Here is a 22147-nt window from a genome sequence, read left to right on the forward strand (position 1 = left end):
CAGGTTAAATTTGGCTAATAGGTTATTCCAATAGCCCCCACCCGGAAGTCTGCCTCACCACCTGCCAGCCGCTACTGGCTCATTTGTCACCGCACATGATTGGCATGGGCTCCGCCGCAAACGCCAAGGGCTCGCGACGCCCGAAGTACAGGGCAGTAAGCAGCCCCACCATGCCCATGATCAGACAAAACCCGACACACACCCATGGGCTCCAAGGCATCAAGGCGATCAGCGCCAGCGGCGTGGTGCTGGCCCACAGGGCATAGGCGACGTTATAGGTGAAGGAAATGCCCGACACCCGGATCTGCGCAGGGAACAGCCCGACCATCACCGACGGCACCACGCCCACCACGCCACAGCACAGCCCTGCCACGGCATAAGCCAGCCAGGTTGCGCCCCACTGGCCCACCAGGCTTGCATACAACACACCGATGCCCAGCGGCAGCAGCAGGCTGTAGATCATCAGGGCACGCCAGGCGCCCAGGCGATCGACCAGCAGGCCGGCCAGTACACAACCGATATTAAGGAAGACAATACCCGCACTGCTGAGGGCAAAGGTGTGCCCGGCAGTCATGCCAAAACGCTGTTGCATCACCGTCGGCGTGATCACCACCAGCACCACCACCGCCGACGTCAGCACACAGGTCAGCAGCGCCGCTGGGATCAGCGCCCGGCGATGCTCGCCCAACACGCGCCGCAGCGGAAACGCCACCGGCTGCTCCTGGCGCTCGCGCAAGGCCAGGAACACGGGCGTTTCGCTGAGCCACCGCCGCAGCCACACGCCTATCACGCCAAACACCCCACCCAGCAGGAAGGGGTAGCGCCAGGCATGGTCGAGAATTTCTTCGGGGGTGAACACCTGCGCCAGCAGCGTGGCCGTCAGTGCGCCCAGCAAGTAACCGAAGGTAAGCCCAGCCTGCAAGAAGCCCAGGGCATAGCCCCGTCGCCCAGGTGGCGCATGCTCGGCAACGAACGTCCAGGCACTGGGCACCTCGCCGCCGACCGCCGCCCCCTGCAGAATGCGCAGCGCCAGCAGAATCAACGGCGCGGCGTATCCGATGTCGGCGTACGTCGGCATCACACCGATCAGCAGGCACGGCAGGGCCATCATCAGGATGCTCAGGCTGAACACCCGCTTGCGCCCCAGATGATCGGCGAAATGCGCCATCAGGATGCCGCCCAGTGGCCGCGCCAGGTAACCGGTGACGAAGATCCCGAAGCTTTGCAGCAGGCGCAGCCATTCCGGCATTTCTGGCGGGAAAAATAGCTTGCTGAGGGTCAGGGCGAAGAACACGAAGATGATGAAATCGTAGATTTCCAGCGCGCCACCCAGTGCCGCCAGGCCCAAGGTCCGGTGGTCGCCACGGCTGAACCGTGGCGGGCGAGCGGTATCGATGGCAGTCATGGCAGAGTCCGCAGATCGGCAAAGGGCAAGAGGATAGCAAATAGCTGCCCCCTTGCCCCGCCCGCATCGGCGCTAGCGGCTGAAGACCGTGTGCGCGAAGTTCGCCCGCGGGCGTGGGCGCAGCGCGCTGGCGGGCACGGCAGCTGGCAGGGGCAGCTTGCCGACCAAAAGCGGCGCGTCAATGATCGCCATGAACGATTCCAGTGCCTCGTTATCGGGCGCTTGCGGCAGGCTCACGCTCACGGATTGGCGCTCGGTTTGCGGCACCGAAGGCACTTGCAACTGCTGGGAGTGGTAAAGCAGGGCGTGCTGGATTTGCGTGCTCACCCGGCAGAAACGCGCCAGGTCGACGCCGACGTGGCTGGCCAGTTCGATGTTGCCAAGCAACAGATGAAAAGGCTGCAAGGCAGATTGCACCAGGCGTTGCAGCTCCTCGAAGCTGTCCACGGGCGCAATCCGGTAATAGCCCAGGCCATTGAGCAACTTTTCCAGCTGCAAGCGCTGGCTGGGGTGCTCGTCGGCGATGAGGATGCGCAGGGTCTTGTTTGCCATTTTCGGACCTGGGCAGTTAGGTAATAAGGGACACTCCCTGACCATACTGCGCCAGTAACGGCAATCGCCAAAGCTTTGCCTGGCTGGGGTCTACCTAGATAGTTGTCGGGAAACCCGCAGAAATCAAGTCGATGCTTGACGGAATTTTCATTCGTCTTTCACCAGACTTTCAGGATTCCCACTCGCGCATGCGCACCCGGCAGTGCTTCATGGCATTGACGATGTGCTTTTCCACCACGCTGCGAGACACCCCCAGGTGCTCGGCAATCTGCTGATGTGACAGGCCATCGAGCTTGCGCAACAGGAAGCAGTCGCGGCAGACCTTGCCCAGTTCATCCAGGGCGCGCTGCATCAGCGCCAGGCGCTGATCGAGCTGCATGTCATGGGTGGGTGCCGGGCTGTGCCAGCGCTCGTCGCTGTCGAGCACCTCCAGTGGCTCGGCCTGGCGAACCTGATGCCGCCGGTGGCGGTCGACCACCAGGTTGAGCGCGGTACGGTACAGAAAGGCACGCGGGTGCTCGATCCGTTCCGCATCGGTGCGCTCCAGCACCCGCAGATAAGCATCGTGCGCAACATCTTCGGCCGCCTGACGACTGCCCAGGCGCGCGGAAAGGAAGCCCACCAGTTCGCGATAGTAATGTTCCACGACGTTACCTGAGAGGGCCCTGCTGCTTTTTCTGAAAGCCATTTCACAAAGCTGTGCAGGACCGAAGTGATGTCAACGTGCGATCTTACAAATTATAATTATTCTCAGCAACACGACTTCCTCCTGCCCTGTACGCTAAATCCCGCCCGCTAGCCTTCGTCTATCTGGGACCTCAGTGCGCGCCGCTTCTTGCGCTGCGCGTAGCCTTCACTCCTGGCTGGAAGTCTGCATGCGACGTTTACCCCACACCCGCCGTCGGCTACTGCTCAGTGGCTTGGCCCTGCTGAGCCTGGGCAGTTTGCTGGCCTGGAAGACCCTGCCCTTCGGCGCGCAGCCGATCAGCACAGTCGCCGTCACCCGTGCCGATATCGAAAGCAGCGTGACTGCCCTGGGCACCCTGCAGCCGCGGCGCTACGTCGACGTGGGCGCCCAGGCTTCCGGGCAGATCCACACGCTGCACGTTGAAGCCGGTGACCAGGTACGCAAAGGCCAACTGCTGGTAGAGATCGACCCGTCCACCCAGCAAGCCAGGCTCGATGCCGGGCGTTATTCGATCGACAACCTCAAGGCACAACTGGCCGAGCAACGTGCACAGTTTCAACTGGCCCAGCAGCAGCTCAAGCGCCAGCGTGACCTGGCGGCCGCCGGTGCGACCCGTGACGAAGACGTGCAGACGGCCGCTGCCCAGCTCAAGGTGACTCAGGCCCGCATCGACATGTTCCAGGCGCAGATTCGTCAGGCCCAGGCCAACCTGCGCAGCGACGAGGCGGAACTGGGCTACACGCGCATTTATGCACCCATGGACGGCACCGTGGTAGCGGTCGATGCCCGAGAAGGCCAGACCCTCAATGCCCAACAGCAGACCCCTCTGATCCTGCGCATCGCCAGGCTTTCGCCAATGACCGTCTGGGCCCAGGTGTCGGAAGCCGACATCGGCAAGGTCAAGCCCGGCATGACCGCTTACTTCACCACCTTGGCCGGCGGCAAGCGCCGCTGGACCAGCACGGTCCGGCAGATTCTACCGATCCCGCCCAAACCGCTGGACCAGAGCAGCCAGGGCGGCGGCAGCCCGACCAGCGCCACCAATGGCACCACCGGCAGCCAGGTGGTGCAGTACACCGTGCTGCTGGATGTCGACAACCCGGATGGCGCCCTGATGGCCGAGATGACCACGCAGGTGTTCTTTGTCGCCGGCCAGGCCAGCCAAGTGCTGACCGTGCCGCTTGCCGCACTGGACGACAACAATGGCTTGCGCCTCGCCCGGGTACTCAACAGCAAAGGCGAAGTGGAACAGCGCCAGGTCCAGACCGGCCTGAGCGACCGGCTGCGGGTGCAGGTACTTGACGGCCTCAGCGAAGGCGAGCGCCTGGTGATCGGCGCCCCCAGCGTCAGCGGAGGTTGAATGACTACGCCCCTGATCGAACTGATCGACATCCGTAAATCCTACGGCGGCGTCGATACCCCCAAGGTCGACATCCTCCAAGGCATCAGCCTGAGCATCCACCCCGGCGAGTTCGTCGCCATTGTCGGCGCCTCCGGCTCCGGCAAATCGACGCTGATGAACATCCTCGGCTGCCTCGACCGGCCAACCGCTGGCAGCTACCACTTTGCGGGCAAGGACGTGGCCGAGCTGGACAGCGACGAACTGGCCTGGTTACGCCGTGAAGCCTTTGGCTTCGTCTTCCAGGGCTACCACCTGATCCCCTCGGGTTCGGCCCAGGAGAACGTCGAGATGCCGGCCATCTATGCCGGTATCGCCGCCAGCGAGCGGCACGCGCGCGCCACCGCCCTGCTCACCCGCCTGGGCCTGGCCAGCCGCACGGGCAACCGTCCGCACCAGTTGTCCGGCGGCCAGCAACAACGCGTATCGATTGCCCGGGCACTGATGAACGGTGGCCACATCATCCTCGCCGACGAACCCACCGGCGCGCTCGACAGCCACAGCGGCACCGAAGTCATGGCGCTGCTCGACGAACTGGCCAGCCAGGGCCATGTGATCATCCTGATTACCCACGACCGCGACGTGGCGGCGCGGGCGCAGCGGGTCATTGAAATCCGCGATGGCCTGATCATCAGCGATTCGGCCGCCGAGCAGCCACCGCCCCCCACACGCCAAGGGCTGCAGGCCGACGACCTGCGCCAGCGCCTGGGCCGCGGCGCCACCCTGCGCGGGGCCTGGAAAGGTGAGCTGGTCGAAGCCTTGCAGGCCGCTTGGCGAGTGATGTGGGTCAACCGTTTTCGCACCGCCCTGACCTTGCTCGGCATCGTCATCGGGGTAGCCTCAGTGGTGGTCATGCTGGCCGTCGGCGAAGGCAGCAAGCGCCAGGTCATGGCGCAAATGGCGGCGTTTGGCTCGAACGTGCTCTACCTCAATGGCAAGCCGGCAACGCTGGGTGAACAGGCCGGCACCATCACCCTCGACGACGTCGCGGCCATCGGCGAGCTGCCCCAGGTCAAGCACGTCATGCCGGTGATCGGCGACAAACTGATGGTGCGCCACGGCAACAACAGCCAGCAGTTTTATGTCGGCGGCAACAACATCTGGTTCCCGGAGATCTTCAACTGGCCGGCGGTCGAGGGCACCTTTTACACCGAGGCCGACGAAGCCAGTGCCGCGCCTGTGGCGGTGATCGGCCAGAAGGTGCGGGAAAAGATGCTCGACCCTGGGCGCGACCCGCTGGGGCAATACATCCTGATCGGCAATGTGCCTTTCCAGGTCGTCGGCATTCTCGCCGGTAAAGGCGCCAGTTCCGGCGACCAGGACAGCGACGGGCGCATCGCGGTGCCCTATTCCGCCGCGGCTATCCGCCTGTTCGGCCAGCGCGACCCAGACTACATCGCCGTCGCCGCGCACGACTCCACCCGGGTCAACGAAGCCGAAGTGGCCATCGATCACTTGCTGCGCCAGCGTCACCAGGGCCGTCAGGATTTCGAGCTGACCAACGACGCAGCACTGATCCAGGCCGAGGCACGCACGCAGAACAGCCTGTCGCTGATGCTGGGCGCAATCGCGGCAATTTCGTTGTTGGTGGGTGGCATCGGGGTGATGAACATCATGCTCATGACCGTGCGCGAGCGTACGCGTGAGATTGGCATCCGCATGGCCACCGGCGCGCGCCAGCGCGACATCCTGCGGCAGTTTCTCAGCGAGGCCGTGATGCTGTCGATGGTCGGCGGCGTGGCCGGCATCGTCCTGGCCCTGGCCATCGGCGGCGGCCTGATGCTGGCCGAGGTTGCCGTAGCCTTCGCCCTGCCTGCCATATTCGGCGCGTTCGCCTGCGCTGTCGTCACCGGCATCGTGTTCGGCTTCATGCCGGCCCGCAAAGCCGCCCGACTCGACCCGGTCAAAGCCCTTACCAGCGAATAATCCATGACCTTGCCAAGCCGTATCAGCCTATTGACCTTGTGCCTGAGCCTTGCCGCCTGCAGCACGCCGCCCACGCCTGACAGCGGGATTGCCGCGCCGCACGCCTGGCAAGGCGAGGCCGCGCCGTCATCCACCGAGCTGCCATCAGCACAGTGGTGGCACGCGTTTGCCAGCAGCGAGCTGGACCGCCTGGTCGAGCGCGCCCGGCTCAACGCTTATGACCTCGCGGCCGCCACGGCGCGTGTGCGCCAGGCCCAGGCCCAAGCCGTCATCGCTGGCGCGCCATTGCTACCCGAACTGAACCTGGGCCTGGATGGCAGCCGCCAGCGGCTGTTGAAGGGTGAAGGCAACGACCAACTGGACGTCAGCAGCAGCGAACGCACCAGCACCGCGTTCGACCTCAAACTCAGCGCCAGCTACGAGATCGACTTCTGGGGTGGCCTGCGCGCAGCACGGGCCAGCGCCTTGCGCAGCCTCGATGCCAGCCGCTTCGACCGGCAGACGGTCGAGCTGACCTTGGTCAGCGCCGTGGCCGACAGCTACCTGCAAGGCCTGGCCCTGGAAGCGCAACTGAACATCGCCCGGCTCAACCTGCGCAATGCACGTGACGTGCTGGGCCTGGTCGAAGCCCGCCTGCGCACCGGCTCGGCCACACGCCTGGAACTGGCCCAACAGCGCAGCCTGGTGGCTGCCCAGGAGCGGCAAGTACCGTTGCTCGAACAGCAGTGGCAAGACAGCCGGGTCACCTTGGCGACGCTGCTCGGCGACCCGGTGCAGGCCCTGCCGCCCAGCCGTGAAGCGTTCGATGCGCTGCAGTGGCCGTCCATTGGCAGCGGCGTCCCCAGCGAACTGCTGGCCCGTCGCCCCGACATTGCCGCCGCCGAAGCGCGGCTGGCAGCGGCCAGCGCCAACGTACAGGTGGCCAGGGCGGCGATGCTGCCCAAGCTGACCCTAGGGGCCAACCTGGGCAGTGGCGCCAATACCTTTGCTCATGTGCTCGACAGCTCTTTTTATACCCTCAGCGCCGGGCTGGTCGCGCCGATCTTCAACAACGGCCGGCTGCGCGCTTCTCGCGACCTGGCCGAGGCCGAGCAAGCTGAGTTGCTGGAGACTTACCGGGGCAGCATTCTGGCCGGTTTCGCCGATGTCGAGAAAGCGCTCAATGCGATTCAAGGCGTGGACCGCCAACGCCGGTGGCAGGACGAGGAAGTGCAGGAGGCGCGCCTGGCTTTCGAGCTGGCCCAGCAGCGCTATGGCGCGGGCGCCGAGACCCTGCTCAGCGTGCTTGAAACCCAGCGCACCCTGTACCTGGCCCAGGATCAGCAGGCGCAGCTGCGCTTGGCACGGCTGCAAGGGAGTGTGGCGCTGTACAAGGCGTTGGGGGGTGGGTGGAAGGTTGAGCGGTAGTGTAGGGCGATGGATTTGCTGCGGGTTCGAGATCGAGCGCCGCCCGCGCGGCGCATCGCGAGCAACGCTCGCTCCTACGTTTGTTTCGGGCCAGTTATTCCTGGGACAAATGCGCGCGGCCGCCTTGGCGCATGGCGCGATATCGCGTCGAACAAACAAGGCGTTCGCGCGCGCCTGTCACAGGCGTTATTGGCCGAGAACAAACGTAGGAGCGAGCGTTGCTCGCGATGCGCCGCGCGGGCGGCGCTCGATCTAAAACCCGCCGACAATCCCTCGCCCTACACCCCGATCCCATCCCCACCCCCTCAAAGCGACCGCTGCGCCACCTTGAGATTGCGCGCATACCAAGGCCGCTGGGGCACCTTCGGTCGCAACTTGTCGAACAGGTCTTCATCGCTGTAGATGATGCGCAAAGCCAGCTTCATCGTCTCCGGGTCCATCTCGACGCTGCGCCCCGGCCGCAAGCCCGGCACCGTCGAGCAACCATGGGTGTCAGGCCCTAGCCAAGGGTCTGCCACTTCGACCCAGCGCCCTGGCGCAAACCAAGGCACGCCATTGATTTCCAGGCGCCGCACCTCGCCGGGGTGAACCCGCTCATGGGCGCGGAACCAGTCCTCGATGCGGTCATCGATCCAGCCATGAAAGTGCCAGAACACGGGGTTTACATGGGATGAAAACGGGTCACCCAGAAAGTCGTTTTCGGCCGCGAACCAACGCGCTGCAAAGTCGTCAGGCGTGCGCGCCGTCGGCACCGGCATGCCGTTGGCCGGGTCACGCGGCACCGAGGCCCAGCGCATGTGCAGCCAGTCATGCAGGCCCAGTTCCACCTCTGAACCGAACTGGCCCAGGGTCAGTGTGCTCAGGTAGTCCGGGTCGCTGTAACGCGATTCCCAGACCTGGAAGTTGCCATGGTAGGTATCCGGGTGCTTGATGTCGCGCACCCACTGGGTGTATTCCGCATCACCACTCGCCAACCAGGTGGGCGGCAAGGCGTTGCCGTCATGGTTGTCCCAATAGCGAGCGAACCCGGCACGGTCGCGCTCAAGCTCCGGCTGTGGCTGCGGAAACCGCGTCCATGAAGGCAGGTCCTGCAAGGCGCGGGCACTGCCAAGCATGTGCCGGTGCATGAAAAAGAAATCCTCACCCGAGCCGTTGCGGTCCTTGTGCCGGCCGCGCGCGTCACGCTCCCGATCACGCGGCCCCGGCTGCCAGCCCAAGCCGCGTAGGGCCGCTTGTTTGTCTTTGTCCAGCTTGTGCCATTTGTCACGCGAGGAATGCCACAACTGGTGGAACAATCGGTGCTCCGGGGTGATCAGCCAGGCCAGCAGTTGCGGGCTTAACGGCGTGCGCTCGCGCGCCTCGGGGAAGGTGTGTTTCAGCGCCAGAAAGTGGTTGTCTTGCACCGGCAACGACAACGCTCGGTCCAGTGGCGCAATGCGCCCGTTGAGGGTCGCGGGCCCGGCATTGCCGAAGCGGCCCCAAACCTCGTCGATGACGATATGGCATTCGTAGCGGGCCTGTACCTCACCTGGCCGGTTCGAGAACAAGCGCCAGCGTAAAGTGCCCGGTTTGTCTGCCAGCAGGTCACCCACCACACGGTAGCGCGGTTGTTCATCGCTGCGTAGGCGCTCGGGGGTATCCAAGTAGCCGCGCAACGCCCGCCCACTGGGCGCAACATCCAGGAACAGCTCCAGCTCGCCTTCAGGCAACCCTTGCAGGCCCGCGTCCTTGCCTTGCAAGGTCCAGCGCCAGATCCCGCGCAAGGTGTCACCCAACTGCTGAAGGTGCGTATCAGCCCGTTCGACGACCGCCTCGCCGGGGGTTTCCGGAAACGCCTCGGCGGCCTGCTGGCGCTGTACATACAACGCGCCGGGCACCACCACGCCCGTCAATGCCACTCCGGCGATGAACCCGCGTCGAGAAATCGTCATTGCAACTACCTGTGCATTTATTGCGGCCGTGGAGCACAGCCCGTCCAAGGCTAGAACGTTGTCCACACCGCGAAATTTACCGATGCCGCCGCAGGGGTGCCGCCACGGCTGGGTAAATTTCCACAGGGTGGGCTCGTTCACTCCAGGTAGCGGCGGCCTCTGTGCCCATCCCTCGACGGTGAACCTACTGAGACCAAGATGACGACTCCACGCTGGAAAAAAACCCTGTTTATCAGCCTGGCCGCGGCCGTGACCGCAGGTGCCGGATTTGCCGCCTGGCACTACTTCACCACGCCGGCCGGCTACTCCAGAGAGGTGGTGCGCCAGGCCAACGACCTGCAGGAACGCATCATCTCGTTCGACAGCCATGTCACCCTGCCGCTGACGTTCGGCACTGAGGGCAGCGAGGCCGACAAGGATGGCAATGGCCGCTTCGACCTGGCCAAGGCCGCCCGCGGGCGGCTGTCTGGCGCCGCGCTGACGATCTTCGCCTGGCCCGAATCGTGGACCGGCGACGATGGCCCGCACCGGCCGACCGCAGGCTTCGTCGAAGCCGCACGCCACACTCAGGAGGTGCGCTACAACGCTATCGACGCCATGGTCCGCGACTTCCCCGAACAGGTCGGTATCGCCTACACCCCGCAAGACATGCGACGCCTGCACGGCGAAGGCAAGTTCGCGGTGTTCCTCAGCATGCTCAATGCCTATGCCCTGGGCGACGATATCGACCAGCTCGACCGCTGGGCCGCCCGCGGCGTGCGCATGTTCGGCTTCAGCTACGTGGGCAACAACAGCTGGGCCGACTCTTCGCGCCCGTTGCCGTTCTTCAATGACACCGCCGATGCTTTGGACGGCCTTTCGCCGGTCGGCAAACGCGCCGTACAGCGGCTTAACGACCTGGGTGTGATCATCGATGTGTCGCAGATGTCGAGCAAGGCACTGGCCCAGGCGGTCAGCCTCAGCCGCGCGCCGGTGGTGGCGTCGCACTCTGCGCCACGCGCCATGGTCGACATTGCCCGCAACCTGTCCGACAAGGAAATGCAACTGATCAAGGACAGCGGCGGCGTGATTCAACTGGTGGCCTTCTCCACCTACCTAAAGCCACTGAGCGTGAAAACCCAGGACAAACTCAACGCCCTGCGCGCCCGCTACGACTTGCCGCCGCTGGCCAACCTCAACTACGCGCTGATGCCGGGTGACCCGGTCATCGCCGGCTGGCCGGAGCAGAAGGTGGGCCAGTACGCCAACGCGTTGTACGGCATCCTCGACGAAGAGCCACCGGCCACGCTCAAGGACTTCGGCGACGCCATCGACTACACGGTGCGCAAGGTCGGCATCGACCATGTGGGGCTGAGCTCGGACTTCAATGAAGGCGGCGGCATCGACGGTTGGCACGACGCAAGCGAAGCGCGCAACGTCACCGCCGAACTGATCACCCGGGGCTATTCCGAGGCCGATATCGCCAAGCTCTGGGGCGGCAACTTCCTGCGGGTATGGGAGCAGGTGCAGCACGCCGCGCAACCCGCCACCACTTCGTCCCGATAACCCTGCGAGCGCCTTCATGAACGACCGCCGTACCTTCCTCAAGCAGGCAGGCCTGCTGGCCGCTGCCCTGCCCCTGGCCAGCCAGTTGTTGCCGGGCGCTCAGGCCGCGCCATTGCCACCCGCTGGCAGCGACGCCTGGGCCGCTTTTCGCGGCCTGTTCGACCTGGACCCCGCCTACGCGCACTTCGCCAACTTCCTGATCACGTCACACCCAAAGCCGGTGCGCGAGGCCATCGAGGCCCTGCGTGCGAGCTTCGACCGCCACCCCGCGCGCAGGGTTGACTGGGACAGCCAGGCGGAGTGGAAGCACGAGGCCGCAGTGCGTGAATGGGCCGGTCGCTACCTTGAGGTAAACCCCCGACAGATCGCCCTGACCGGCAGCACCACGGAAGGCCTGGGCCTGATCTATGGCGGCCTGAAGCTTGCACCTGGGCAGGAAATTCTCACCACCGTGCACGAGCATTCGGCGGCGCGCCAGACGATGAGTTTCCGCACGGCACGCGATGGCACGCCGGTGCGCCGCTTGCGCCTGTTCGAGAACCCGTCACAGGTGAGCACCGACCAGGTACTCGGCACCCTGGCTGCGGCCATCAGCGCCAAGACGCGGGTACTGGGCATGACCTGGGTCCATTCCGGCAGCGGTGTGAAGCTGCCGGTGGGCGAGATTGGCGCGCTGGTGCGCGAGGTCAATCGCCAGCGCGACGAGAAGGACCACATTATTTACGTGATCGACGGGGTACATGGCTTTGGCGTCGAGGACATACACTTTGCCGACCTGAACTGCGACTACTTCATCGCCGGCACCCATAAGTGGATGTTCGGGCCACGTGGCACCGGGATCATCTGCGCGGCCTCCACCGAGCTCAAGCAGCTGAACCCGACCATTGCCACGTTTTCCGAGAATGAAGACTTCGCCACCATCATGACCCCAGGCGGCTACCATGCCTTTGAGCACCGCTGGGCGCTGGGCAAGGCCTTCGAGCTGCACCTGCAGCACGGCAAGGCGAACATCCAGGCGCGTATTCATGGGCTCAATGACTACCTTAAGCAGCGTCTTGAGGCGGTTGAAGCGGTCGAACTGGTGACGCCGCGCAGTGCCCAGTACTCGGCTGGGTTTACCTTTTTCAGGGTCAAGGGCCAGGATGCGGATGACGTGGCCGGGTATCTCAACAGCCAGCGCATTGTCGTCGATGCCGTGTCACGTGATGCTGGGCCGGTGGTGCGTACCGCGCCTGGGCTGCTGAACACCGAGGCCGAGATCGACCGCTTGGTCGATGTGCTGGGGCGGCGGGTGCGTAGTTCGTGACGAATGCTGGGGGCGCTTTGCGCCCCTTTCGCGACGCAAGGCCGCTCCTACAGGCTGAGGATAGCGCTGGACGTGTAGGAGCGGCCTTGCGTCGCGAAAGGGCCGCAAAGCGGCCCCAGTGCCCCCAAACTAACCCCCAACCTTCTGCAGCCAGCCCCCCACATCCTGATAAATCTCCCCCACCTGCCCCACGATCCCGGACATGCGCAAGAAGTCATGGGTCAGCCCCTCGACCCGGGCAAACGTCACCTCGGTACCCCCCGCCACCAGCCAGTCACGGTAGGCAAGCCCTTCGTCATGCAACGGATCGTACTCGGCCACGAACAGGTACGCCGGCGCCAATGGCTCACGCACCGTCGACAGCAAGGGCGACACACGCCAGTCCAGACGCTGCTCCGGCTGCGGCGCATAGTGCTGGTAGAACCACTCCAGGGTAGGCGTTTCCAGCAGGTACCCCTCGGCATGCTCGCGGTGAGAGTTGCGCTGGCAGGAAATGTCTGTCACCGGGTAGAACAGCAACTGCGCCAGCGGCTTGAACGCCAGCGCTTCGGGCTGCTCGACGGCCGTGATGGCCAGCACGGCGGCCAGGCTGGCACCAACGCTGTCCCCGGCCACCACCACCCGACGGTTGTCCAAGCCCAACGCCCCAGCCTGCTCGGCCAGCCAGTTGGCGGCATCCAGCACATCGTGCAGCGCTACCGGAAACTGCTGCTCCGGCGCCAATCGGTAGTCCGGCGCCAGCACCGCGAACTCACCCATGGCTGCCAGGCGGCGGCACACCGAGTCATGCGAGTCGAGGCTGCCTACCACATAGCCACCACCGTGCAGGTAGAAGATCACTGGCTGCAAGGCATCGCCTGCGTCACCCGTGCGGTACAGCCGCGCTGGCAGGCTGGCGCCATCGCGCGCCGGGACCTGCAGCTCGCTCACCGCCACGCTGCCGGGCGGGCTTGGGTCGAGCACTTGCGAACTGCCCTCGAACTCGGCCCGGGCCTGGGCCACGTCCATCGCGTGCATGGGCAGGCTTCTGCCCGTCAACCGGCCAAATTCGACCAGCTCCAGAAATCCCGCCAAATCAGGGTGCAATGCCATGTCGGATCCTTGCTTGAACAATATGACTGCTGTCCCTACGGGACGTAGAAGGCGCACCGAAAATTAGCTGTACGCGCCGCTAAATCGATGGCGGACACACTCGTTATCCCTGCACAACGAAATCCCATCAGAGGCTAACCGTGGACCTTCAGAGCATCCTCAGCAAACTGTTCGCCAACGCCCATGCCGTCGGCATCGAAGGCGTGTTCCAGTTCGTCTTCGGCCCGGACCGTGCCTTCTGGTCGGAAGTGCGCGACACCAGCCGCACCGGCGCAGGCCGGCACAGCACCCCGGATGTCACCATCGAGGTGGCCGAGCGCGACTTCCTCGGCATCATGGGCGGCACGGCCAACGTCGAGGAGCTGTTCGCCAGCGCACGCCTGAAGATCACCGGCAACATGGGCCTGGCCACCTTGCTGCCGCAAATCATCAACAACGCCCGCAAAGGCGCCGCAGCAACCAAGGTGGCGATGAACCAGCGCTACCCAACGCCGCCACGCCTCAGCGAGCGGGTCTCGGCCGCGCTGCCGGTGCAGCGCGAGGTGCAGCGCATTGCCCGGGCAGACATGCCCCTGCAACGGTTTCAAAGCGACTACCTGGCGCACGGCATACCCGTGGTGCTCAGCTATGCCCTGCAGGACTGGCCACTGTTCACCATGGGCCGCGAAGCGTCACTTGAGCATTTCGCCGAACTGCAAGGCATTACCCGGCACGGTGACTACGTCAAGAAAACCTTCTCTACCGACCGCGACTTCCGCTCAACCTCCATGGCCGATTTCATCGCCTCGCTGGACACCCCGGCCAAGCCTGGCGAAACGCCGGCCTACATGGGCAACAACATCGTCCCGGAAAAACTCCTGACCCTGATCCGCTTTCCGGACTACTTCGAGCGCCAGCGCTTCATCTCGCCACGCATCTGGATCGGCCCAAAGGGCACCCTGACGCCCCTGCACCGCGACGACACCGACAACCTGTTCGCGCAGGTGTGGGGGCAGAAGTCGTTCATCCTGGCTGCGCCCCACCACCGTGCGGCGCTGGGCACCTGGTCGACCAGCCCCAAGGGCGGCCTGGACGGCTGCGATTTCAACCCCGACGCACCGGACTACCAGCGCTTCCCGGCAGCGCGTGACGTGCCGTTCCTGCGCGTGGTGCTGCAGGCCGGTGACCTATTGTTCCTGCCTGAAGGCTGGTTCCACCAGGTGCAGTCGGTGTCCACGTCGTTGTCGGTGAACTTCTGGGTGAATTCCGGGCGCGGCTGGTAGCCGCACCTGCGGGGTTAATTTGCAGTGGCGTCGGCTCGTTCCTTGAGAAACCGCTTGCAAGAGGACTCCCGCATGCCCCCCTCAAAAGGTCTGAGCCTGCGCAGTTACCTGTGGGAGCTGGCTTGCCGGCGATTGGGCCGCAGAGCGGCCCCGGAAATGATCAGACAGCAGCCCTGAGGGCTTCGGCAAACCGCTGCGCCACGTCGTCGATCTGCTCGCCACTGATGATCAACGGCGGCAGGAAGCGCACCACCGCGCCATGGCGCCCACCCAGCTCCAGGATCAGGCCACGCTTGAGGCACTCACGCTGCACCTTCGGCGCAAGCTCACGGTTGGCCACAGGGTGACCTAGGGCATCGCGCTGACCTTGCGGGTCGACCAGCTCCACCCCAAGCATCAGCCCACGCCCACGGATATCACCCAGTTGCGGGTAATCCCGCTGCAGGTGAAGCAAATGCTGGCGCAGGCGCTGGCCCATGGCCTCGGCATGCTCGGCCAGGCGATGTTCGACCAGGTAATTAATCACTGCGGAACCTGCGGCCATGGCCATCTGGTTACCACGGAAGGTGCCGGCATGGGCGCCCGGCTTCCAGGTGTCCAGCCAGTCGCGGTACACCACCACTGCCAGCGGCAGGCTGCCGCCAATTGCCTTGGACAAGGTCACCACGTCCGGCACGATACCGGCATGCTCGAAGGCGAACATCCGCCCGGTGCGGGCGAAGCCGCTCTGGATCTCGTCGACGATCAGCGCCACCCCCGCTTGCTCGGTGATCCGCCGCACGCCCTTGAGCCACTCGATATCGGCCGGGATCACCCCGCCTTCGCCCTGCACCACCTCTAGAATCACTGCAGCCGGCAGCGGCACACCGCTTTCAGGGTCGAGCAGCAGGTTTTCCAGGTAATGCAGGTTAGCCTTCACCCCCGCTTCGCCACCCAGGCCGAACGGGCAACGGTAGTCGTACGGGTACGGCATGAACTGCACACCGTTGCCCAATAAGGCACCCAACGGCTGCTTGGGCCCGTGGCTGCCCATCAGGCTCAGCGCACCTTGGCTCATGCCATGGTAGGCACCTTGGAAGGCCAGCACCGTGCTGCGCCCCGTGGCGCCGCGCACCAGTTTCAGCGCCGCCTCAACGGCATCGGTCCCGGTCGGGCCGCAGAACTGCACCTTGGCTTCCCGGCGCAGCGCCTCGGGCAGCACGCCGAACAGGTCCTGAACAAAGCGGTCCTTGACCGGCGTGGTCAGGTCGAGGGTGTGCAGCGGCAGTTCGTCGGCCAGTACACGCTGGATCGCCTCGATCACCACCGGGTGGTTATGGCCCAGGGCCAAGGTGCCGGCACCGGCGAGGCAGTCGATGAACTGACGGCCTTCGACATCTTCGACATGGATGCCACGGGCGCGCTTGAGCGCCAACGGGATGCGCCGCGGGTAGCTGCGGGCGTTGGATTCCTGTTGCTGCTGGCGTTGCAGCAAGGGCGAATCGGTGAACGCGTACAGGGGTTGCGGCGCACTGGCCGGCAAGACCTGGGCAAAGCTGGAAGCGGTCGACATGGGTAGATCCTCGCAAGCAAGCGAAAGTGCCCCGCCACGCCCCTGTAAGCAGATGTGTGCGGGTAGTTGTCGCTTGGAGAACGCTTCAGCGCAAGGAGGATTTAGCGGTTGTTGTGGGATTTTTACAGCCTGGGCCGGCCAATAGGCCGGCCCAGGCCAGCAGATCAACGCTCCGAACGCGCCGGTACCTGCAACAGCACCCGCAAGCCATCGCTACGGCTGTCGAAACGCAGGCTGCCGGCACAGCGCTGGACGATTGCCTGGACGATCGCCAAGCCCAAGCCACACCCGCCACTCTGGCCGTTGCGCCAGAAACGCTCGGTCAGGTGCTGCAGGTCCGCTTCGGCAATGCCGGGCCCGTGGTCGCGCACCATGAACCCCACCTGGCCGTCAGTCATCTGCACCTCCAGCTCCACCGCGCTTTCGCCACCATGGCGCAGGGCGTTGTCCAGCAGGTTGCGCAAGGCCGCAACTGCCAGCGGCGCGGGCATGCCTAGGTAGATTTGCGTGGCCTCCTCGGGCAGGCGCAATACGATGCGACGGTTATCGCCACCGCCGGCATCCTGCACCGCCTGGCGGGCGACCTGCTCGGCGCTGCACTGCACGCCATCCTCGAACGACAGACTGCCTTCCACACGCGCCAGCATCAGCAGTTGCTCAAGCGTGCGGTGCATGCGGTCGGTACCTTGCTCGGCATGCTCCAATGCCTGTTCACGCACCGCGCCGTCGGTCATCCGCGCTACCTGCAGGTGAGTCTTGATCGCCGTCAGCGGGCTGCGCAGCTCGTGGGCGGCGTCATCGGTCAGGCGCCGTTCGCGCTCGATGGTCTGGGCGATCCGCAGGAACAACTGGTTCTGCGTGTCCAACAGCGGCTGCAGCTCGCTGGGCAGGCCCGACACCTGCAGGGGCTCGACGCTGTCGGCGCGCCTTCGACGCAAGGCGTCGCGCATCCGGTTGAGCGGCTCCAGGCCCTTGCCCAAGCCGATCCACAACAGGCCGAGGCTGCCGAGCAATGCCATCAGCACCGGCGCCGAGGCGGCCAGCAGGATCGACTGGTTGAGGGCCTCGCGCTCCATGTGGCGGTCGGCGGTGGTGATGCGCACATCGCCGTGGTTATAGGTGAACGTACGCCACAACGCCCCGTCGATGGTCTGGTCCCGGAAGCCGCTGCGCTGGTCATCCATGGCGCCATCATGCTTGTGGTTGCTGGCCAGGATCTCGCCGCGCAGCGAGCTTACCTGGCACGCCATGCCATCCGGCACGCTGAACTGGTCGGCGGAAAAATGCGCGTCCTCGCCCTTGGCCGCCAGCGGCTGCGGCAACTGGTCGATCAACCCGGCCACCATGCGTGCCGAAGCCACGAGGCGCTGGTCGAGGGAGAACATCATCTGCTGGCGCAAGTCGCGCAGCATCCACGCGGCAGCCAGTACCCAGATAATCACGAAGGCGCTGCCCAGGATCAGGCTCAGGCGTACCCGCAGGCTCATGAAGCAGCCTCTTCCGGTGCTTGCGCCGGGCCAAGTCGGTAGCCCAGGCCGCGCACGGTCTCGACGATACCATTGCCAAGCTTGCGGCGCAGGTGGTGGATATGCACGTTGAGGGCGTTGCTTTCGACCTCGTCGCTGAAGCCGTACACGCAGTCCTTCAACTGCTCGCTGGACAGCACCCGCCCAGGGTTCTGCAGCAATGCCTGGAGCAGCGCCTGCTCACGACGGGACAGATCGACCGGCTGCCCGGCCAGGAAGGCTTCGCAGCTGCTAGGGTCGTAACGCAGCGGCCCATGCTCGATGACATTCACCGCGCGCCCGGCCACCCGGCGCAGCAGGGTGTGCAGGCGCGCTGCCAGCTCGCGCAGGTCGAACGGCTTGAGCAGGTAGTCGTCGGCACCGGCTTGCAAGCCATCGACCCGGTCGGTGACCGCATCGCGGGCGGTGAGCACCAGCACAGGCAGGGTCTCGCCCTGCTGACGCAAGCGCCGCAACAGCTTCAGGCCATCCTCGTCGGGCAGGCCGAGGTCGAGGATCATCACATCGAACTGCGCGGCCTGGAGCATCGCCCGCGCACCTGCGGCATTGGCTACCCGGTCCACGGTCAGGCCCTGGGCGGTGAGGCCGGCGCAGATGCCGCTGGCGATCAGATCATCGTCCTCGCAGAGCAGAACGTGCATGGTGGGGGCTCCGGGGTAAGTGAGGCAGATACTGCACCACGGGTGGATTAAGTGGGGATTATGGACCTTGAGCGTGCGTTTAGGGGGGATGTAGGACCGGGTTAACCTTGGGTTAATCGACCCAGGCCAGCATGGCCCACTTCATCGTATAGCCAAGGCGAAGACATGCGCGCCCTCTTTCTGTTCCTGGCCCTCCTGCTGGCCGGCCCCCTGCAAGCCAACCCGTTCGAGGTCAAATCCGACTTCCTGCCGGTCGACCAGGCCTTTGTCCTGAGCCACGACCGCCAACCCGACGGCCAGATGCGCCTGTTCTTCCAGATCAAGCAAGGCTACTACCTGTACCAGAAGCGCCTGAAGTTCGACGGCCTGAGCCCCGAGCAGCAGCCACAGCTGCCCCCCGCGCTCAACCACCATGACGAATTTTTCGGCGACAGCGCGGTGTACCGCGACCAGCTCGAACTGCTGATCCCGGCCAGTGCGCAAGGCCAGCTACGCCTGGGCTGGCAAGGCTGTGCCGACGCCGGCCTGTGCTACCCGCCGCAGACCACCGCCATCGACCTGGGCGGCAGCGTGGCCCCCGCCGCCGATCAGGCCAGCGACCAGGCCCTGGCCAGCAACCTGCAACAGGGCAACCTGGCCTGGGGCCTGCTGGCCTTCTTTGGCCTCGGCTTGCTGCTGGCCTTTACCCCCTGCTCGCTGCCGATGCTGCCGATCCTTGCCGGGCTGGTGCTGGGCAATGGCGCCAGCGCCCGGCGCGGCTGGCTGCTGGCCGGGGTCTACGTGCTGAGCATGGCCTTGGTGTACGCAGCCCTGGGGGTGGTGGCCGCGCTGCTCGGCGCCAGCCTGCAGGCCTGGTTGCAGCAACCCTGGCTGCTGGGCAGCCTGGCGGTACTGTTCGTGTTGCTGGCGCTGCCGATGTTCGGCGCTTTCGAGCTGCAGTTGCCCGCTGCCTTGCGCGATCGCCTCGACCGTGCCGGCCAAGGCACCCGTGGCGGCAACCTGTACGGCGCGGCGTTGCTCGGGGCGCTTTCCGGCTTGCTGCTCGGCCCGTGCATGACCGCACCGCTGGCTGGCGCGCTGCTGTATATCGCCCAGAGCGGTGACGTGCTGCAGGGTGCGCTGGTGCTGTTCAGCCTGGGCCTGGGCATGGGCGTGCCGCTGCTGTTGCTGGTGACCCTGGGCAATCGCTACCTGCCACGCCCCGGCGCGTGGATGAATCGGATCAAGGGCGTGTTCGGCTTCGTGTTCCTGGCCATGGCCCTGTATACCGTGCGCAGCCTGCTGCCAGACAGCCTGCTGCTGGCCCTGAGCGGCGCCTGGCTGATCGCCCTCGCCTGGGCCGCGTGGCCGGCCCTGCAGCGGTTGCCGGCACTGCGCGCGGTGCCGTTGCTGGGCGCGCTCTGGGGTGCCCTGTTGCTGGTCGGCGCGGCCGCCGGGGGGGATGACCTCTGGCAACCCCTGCGACCGTTCGCGGGGGGTGCCGCGCCTGCGGCCGGGCAGCACGCCGAGGATGCCTTCGTCACCGTCAACCGCCCCGAGGACCTGCAACGCGAGCTTGCGGCTGCCAAAGCCCGTGGCCAGTGGGTGATGGTCGACTACTATGCCGACTGGTGCGTGTCGTGCAAGGTCATGGAAAAAAACGTCTTCACCCGCGCCGACGTGCAAGCCAGCCTGGCCGGCGTGCACCTGCTGCGCCTCGACGTGACCGCCGATACCCCGGCGAGCAAGGCATTGTTGCAACGCTACCAGGTCCCCGGCCCGCCCAGCATCATCTGGGTCGGCCCGGAAGGCGACGAACGCCGCGCGCGGCGCATCACCGGTGAAGTGGATGCCGCCGCGTTCCTGCAACACTGGACCCAGACCAGGAGTCAAGGCTGATGCTGACCGTAACCCTCGGGCCACTGACCATGGCCCTCAACCACCTGCTGATGCTCACCGCCCTGGTGATCGCCAGCGTGGTCGGCTGGTGGGTCGCCCGACGCGGTGGCGAAAGCCCGGAGTCGGCCCTGTTCAACCTGTTTCTGATCGGGGTGCTGTGCGCGCGGCTGGGCTTCGTCGTGGCTTACTGGCCGATGTACCAGGATGACCTGGTGCAAGTCATCGACATCCGCGACGGCGGCTTCCTGTTCTGGTCTGGCCTTGCCGGCATCGTGCTGGCCGCGCTATGGCAAGGCTGGCGTCAACCAGGCCTGCGCCGCCCGCTGGGCTGGGCATTGTTCAGCGGCGCGCTGTTCTGGGGCCTGAGCAGCCTGGGCAGCCACCTGTACAGCAAAGGCACCGAGCTGCCTGAGTTGAGCCTGCGCAACGCTGGCGGGCAGCCCGTGGCGTTGCACAGCTACCGCGGCAAGCCACTGGTCATCAACATCTGGGCCACCTGGTGCCCGCCGTGCCGGCGTGAAATGCCGGTGCTGCAACAGGCCCAGGGCGACTATCCCCACGTGACTTTCTTGTTCGTCAACCAAGGTGAAACACCCGAGAACGTCAGCACCTTCCTCGCCACCACTGGCTTGAGCCTGACCCACGTGCTGTTCGACGGCGCCGGGCAACTGGCCCAGCGCGTCGGCTCGATGGCCCTGCCCACCACGCTGTTCTACGACAGTGATGGGCGGCTGATCGGCAGCCACCTTGGCGAGCTGTCCCGGGCCAGCCTGCGCCATGCCTTGGAACCTTTCGACCGGGCGACCGCGCCCACCCCTGCCGTACAAGGAAACTGACATGCGATTGACTGCACTACTGCCCCTGTCCCTGGCCCTGCTGGCCGCCACGCCCTTGCACGCCGATGACGCGCTGCCCAAGGCGATCCAGCAACTGCAAGCCAAGGGCGCCGTGATAAAGGGCAGCTTCGACGCCCCCGACGGCCTGCGCGGCTATGCCGCCGAATACCAGAACAACGGCATCGCCCTGTACCTGACGCCTGATGGCAAGCATGTGCTGGTCGGCAGCCTGTTCGACGAACAAGGCCAAGACCTCAGCGCCGCACCGCTGGACAAGCTGGTGTATGGGCCGATGAGCAAGGAAATCTGGGCGAAGATGGAGAAAACCGCCTGGATCGCCGACGGCAAGGCCGACGCGCCGCGCAAGGTGTACCTGTTCAGCGACCCCAACTGCCCGTACTGCAACATGTTCTGGGAACAGGCGCGGCCGTGGGTCGAGTCGGGCAAGGTGCAGCTGCGCCACATCATGGTTGGCATCATTCGCGAAGACAGCCCCGCCAAGTCGGCGGCATTGCTGGCGGCAAAAGACCCGGCCAAGGCTTTGGCAGAGCACGAGAAGGCCGGCAAGGCCAGTACGCTCAAGCCGCTGGAGAAGGTGCCAGAGGCCGTGCAGCAGAAGCTGGCGGCGAACATGGCGTTGATGGAAGAAATGGGGCTGCAGGCGACCCCGGCGATTTTCTATCAGGATGAGCAGGGTAACTTGCAGAGCCAACAAGGGGCGCCGCGGCCGGAGCTGCTTGGGAAGATTTTGGGTAAGCGCTAGTTCACCCCGCAGGTTCTAGGTTGGGGCGTAGATCGAGCGCCGCCCGCGCAGCGCATCGCGAGCAACGCTCGCTCCTACGTTTGTTTCGGGCCAGTTATTCCTGGGGGAAACGTGAGCGGCCCCTTTAGTGCCCGCCTCAATATAGAGTCGAATCAACAAGGCGGTCGCGCGCGCATGTCACAGGCGTGACTGGCCCGAGACAAACGTAGGAGCGAGCGTTGCTCGCGATGCGCCGCGCGGGCGGCGCTCGATGTCCGCCGCCCCGCAAAACTCTCGGCTTACCCTAAAGCCCCGAGAAGCCCCTTCGCCCTACAGCCCCTCAAGCTACGCCATCAGGTCACTCAGCCGGTCAACCTTGTCGTCATCCAGCACACGCCTCTGCAACCCCTCCACATACACCGCCAGTTCCGGCGCCGTGCCCGCCATGATCGAAGAGCA

The 22147-nt window shown here is 65.3% G+C and carries 17 protein-coding genes; 9 read left to right on the plus strand and 8 right to left on the minus strand.

The window, feature by feature from the left end; translation table 11 throughout:
- Nucleotides 1-79: 79 nt before the first annotated feature.
- The 3 genes from ACMCNM_RS21890 to ACMCNM_RS21900 form a co-directional block, all read right to left on the minus strand.
- A complete protein-coding gene (locus ACMCNM_RS21890; protein WP_099454840.1) occupies nt 80-1405 on the minus strand; it encodes an MFS transporter in 1326 nt (441 codons plus the stop codon).
- Between the two features lie 72 nt (nt 1406-1477).
- On the minus strand, nt 1478-1957 hold the full coding sequence (locus ACMCNM_RS21895) for a histidine kinase (protein ID WP_265967937.1): 480 nt from the start codon (nt 1955-1957) through the stop codon (nt 1478-1480).
- 169 nt (nt 1958-2126) lie between these two features.
- Complete coding sequence (locus tag ACMCNM_RS21900) at nt 2127-2603, minus strand: sigma-70 family RNA polymerase sigma factor (RefSeq protein WP_027592893.1); 477 nt, start codon at nt 2601-2603, stop codon at nt 2127-2129.
- A 229-nt stretch (nt 2604-2832) separates the two neighbouring features.
- On the opposite strand from ACMCNM_RS21900, the gene ACMCNM_RS21905 reads away from it, so the two are divergent.
- Genes ACMCNM_RS21905 through ACMCNM_RS21915 form a run of 3 tightly spaced genes read left to right on the plus strand, consistent with a single transcriptional unit; the run spans nt 2833 to nt 7377 of the window.
- Nucleotides 2833-4005, plus strand: a complete 1173-nt coding sequence (locus tag ACMCNM_RS21905; RefSeq protein ID WP_085272560.1) for an efflux RND transporter periplasmic adaptor subunit — start codon at nt 2833-2835, stop codon at nt 4003-4005.
- Nucleotides 4006-5970, plus strand: coding sequence for a MacB family efflux pump subunit (locus ACMCNM_RS21910; RefSeq protein ID WP_027592895.1), 1965 nt, complete (start codon nt 4006-4008; stop codon nt 5968-5970).
- A gap of 3 nt (nt 5971-5973) precedes the next feature.
- Nucleotides 5974-7377 (plus strand): efflux transporter outer membrane subunit, encoded by a 1404-nt coding sequence (locus ACMCNM_RS21915; protein WP_412765397.1) that lies wholly within the window; start codon nt 5974-5976, stop codon nt 7375-7377.
- Between the two features lie 305 nt (nt 7378-7682).
- Here ACMCNM_RS21915 and ACMCNM_RS21920 read toward each other — a convergent pair whose 3' ends face one another.
- Complete coding sequence (locus ACMCNM_RS21920) at nt 7683-9308, minus strand: twin-arginine translocation signal domain-containing protein (protein WP_186682520.1); 1626 nt, start codon at nt 9306-9308, stop codon at nt 7683-7685.
- Nucleotides 9309-9506: 198 nt separating this feature from the next.
- On the opposite strand from ACMCNM_RS21920, the gene pvdM reads away from it, so the two are divergent.
- On the plus strand, nt 9507-10853 hold the full coding sequence (gene pvdM, locus ACMCNM_RS21925) for a pyoverdine-tailoring dipeptidase-like protein PvdM (RefSeq protein WP_412765398.1): 1347 nt from the start codon (nt 9507-9509) through the stop codon (nt 10851-10853).
- Nucleotides 10854-10869: 16 nt separating this feature from the next.
- Nucleotides 10870-12159, plus strand: coding sequence for an aminotransferase class V-fold PLP-dependent enzyme (locus ACMCNM_RS21930; RefSeq protein ID WP_412765399.1), 1290 nt, complete (start codon nt 10870-10872; stop codon nt 12157-12159).
- Nucleotides 12160-12288: 129 nt separating this feature from the next.
- Here ACMCNM_RS21930 and ACMCNM_RS21935 read toward each other — a convergent pair whose 3' ends face one another.
- Entirely contained in the window at nt 12289-13251 is a 963-nt protein-coding gene (locus ACMCNM_RS21935; RefSeq protein ID WP_412765400.1) for an alpha/beta hydrolase, read from the minus strand.
- Between the two features lie 140 nt (nt 13252-13391).
- Between ACMCNM_RS21935 and ACMCNM_RS21940 the strand changes: the two genes are divergently transcribed.
- Entirely contained in the window at nt 13392-14513 is a 1122-nt protein-coding gene (locus ACMCNM_RS21940; RefSeq protein ID WP_412765401.1) for a cupin-like domain-containing protein, read from the plus strand.
- Between the two features lie 160 nt (nt 14514-14673).
- Here the strand turns inward: ACMCNM_RS21940 and ACMCNM_RS21945 are convergent, their stop codons facing one another.
- The 3 genes from ACMCNM_RS21945 to ACMCNM_RS21955 form a co-directional block, all read right to left on the minus strand.
- A complete protein-coding gene (locus ACMCNM_RS21945; protein ID WP_027592902.1) occupies nt 14674-16065 on the minus strand; it encodes an aspartate aminotransferase family protein in 1392 nt (463 codons plus the stop codon).
- 164 nt (nt 16066-16229) lie between these two features.
- On the minus strand, nt 16230-17552 hold the full coding sequence (locus tag ACMCNM_RS21950) for an ATP-binding protein (protein WP_186703934.1): 1323 nt from the start codon (nt 17550-17552) through the stop codon (nt 16230-16232).
- On the minus strand, nt 17549-18232 hold the full coding sequence (locus tag ACMCNM_RS21955) for a response regulator transcription factor (RefSeq protein ID WP_027592904.1): 684 nt from the start codon (nt 18230-18232) through the stop codon (nt 17549-17551). The genes ACMCNM_RS21950 and ACMCNM_RS21955 overlap by 4 nt, the downstream gene beginning before the upstream one ends.
- A 165-nt stretch (nt 18233-18397) precedes the next feature.
- On the opposite strand from ACMCNM_RS21955, the gene dsbD reads away from it, so the two are divergent.
- Genes dsbD through dsbG form a run of 3 tightly spaced genes read left to right on the plus strand, consistent with a single transcriptional unit; the run spans nt 18398 to nt 21709 of the window.
- Nucleotides 18398-20110, plus strand: a complete 1713-nt coding sequence (gene dsbD, locus ACMCNM_RS21960; protein ID WP_027592905.1) for a protein-disulfide reductase DsbD — start codon at nt 18398-18400, stop codon at nt 20108-20110.
- Nucleotides 20110-20946 carry a prolipoprotein diacylglyceryl transferase family protein gene (locus tag ACMCNM_RS21965; protein WP_412765402.1) on the plus strand — a complete coding sequence of 279 codons (837 nt, stop codon included), beginning with the start codon at nt 20110-20112 and terminating at the stop codon, nt 20944-20946. The genes dsbD and ACMCNM_RS21965 overlap by 1 nt, the downstream gene beginning before the upstream one ends.
- 1 nt (nt 20947) lies before the next feature.
- On the plus strand, nt 20948-21709 hold the full coding sequence (gene dsbG, locus ACMCNM_RS21970) for a thiol:disulfide interchange protein DsbG (RefSeq protein ID WP_412765403.1): 762 nt from the start codon (nt 20948-20950) through the stop codon (nt 21707-21709).
- The last annotated feature ends 438 nt before the right edge of the window (nt 21710-22147 follow it).

Source organism: Pseudomonas sp. NGC7 (assembly GCF_047159675.1).
In the GTDB taxonomy this organism is placed as follows: domain Bacteria; phylum Pseudomonadota; class Gammaproteobacteria; order Pseudomonadales; family Pseudomonadaceae; genus Aquipseudomonas; species Aquipseudomonas kermanshahensis.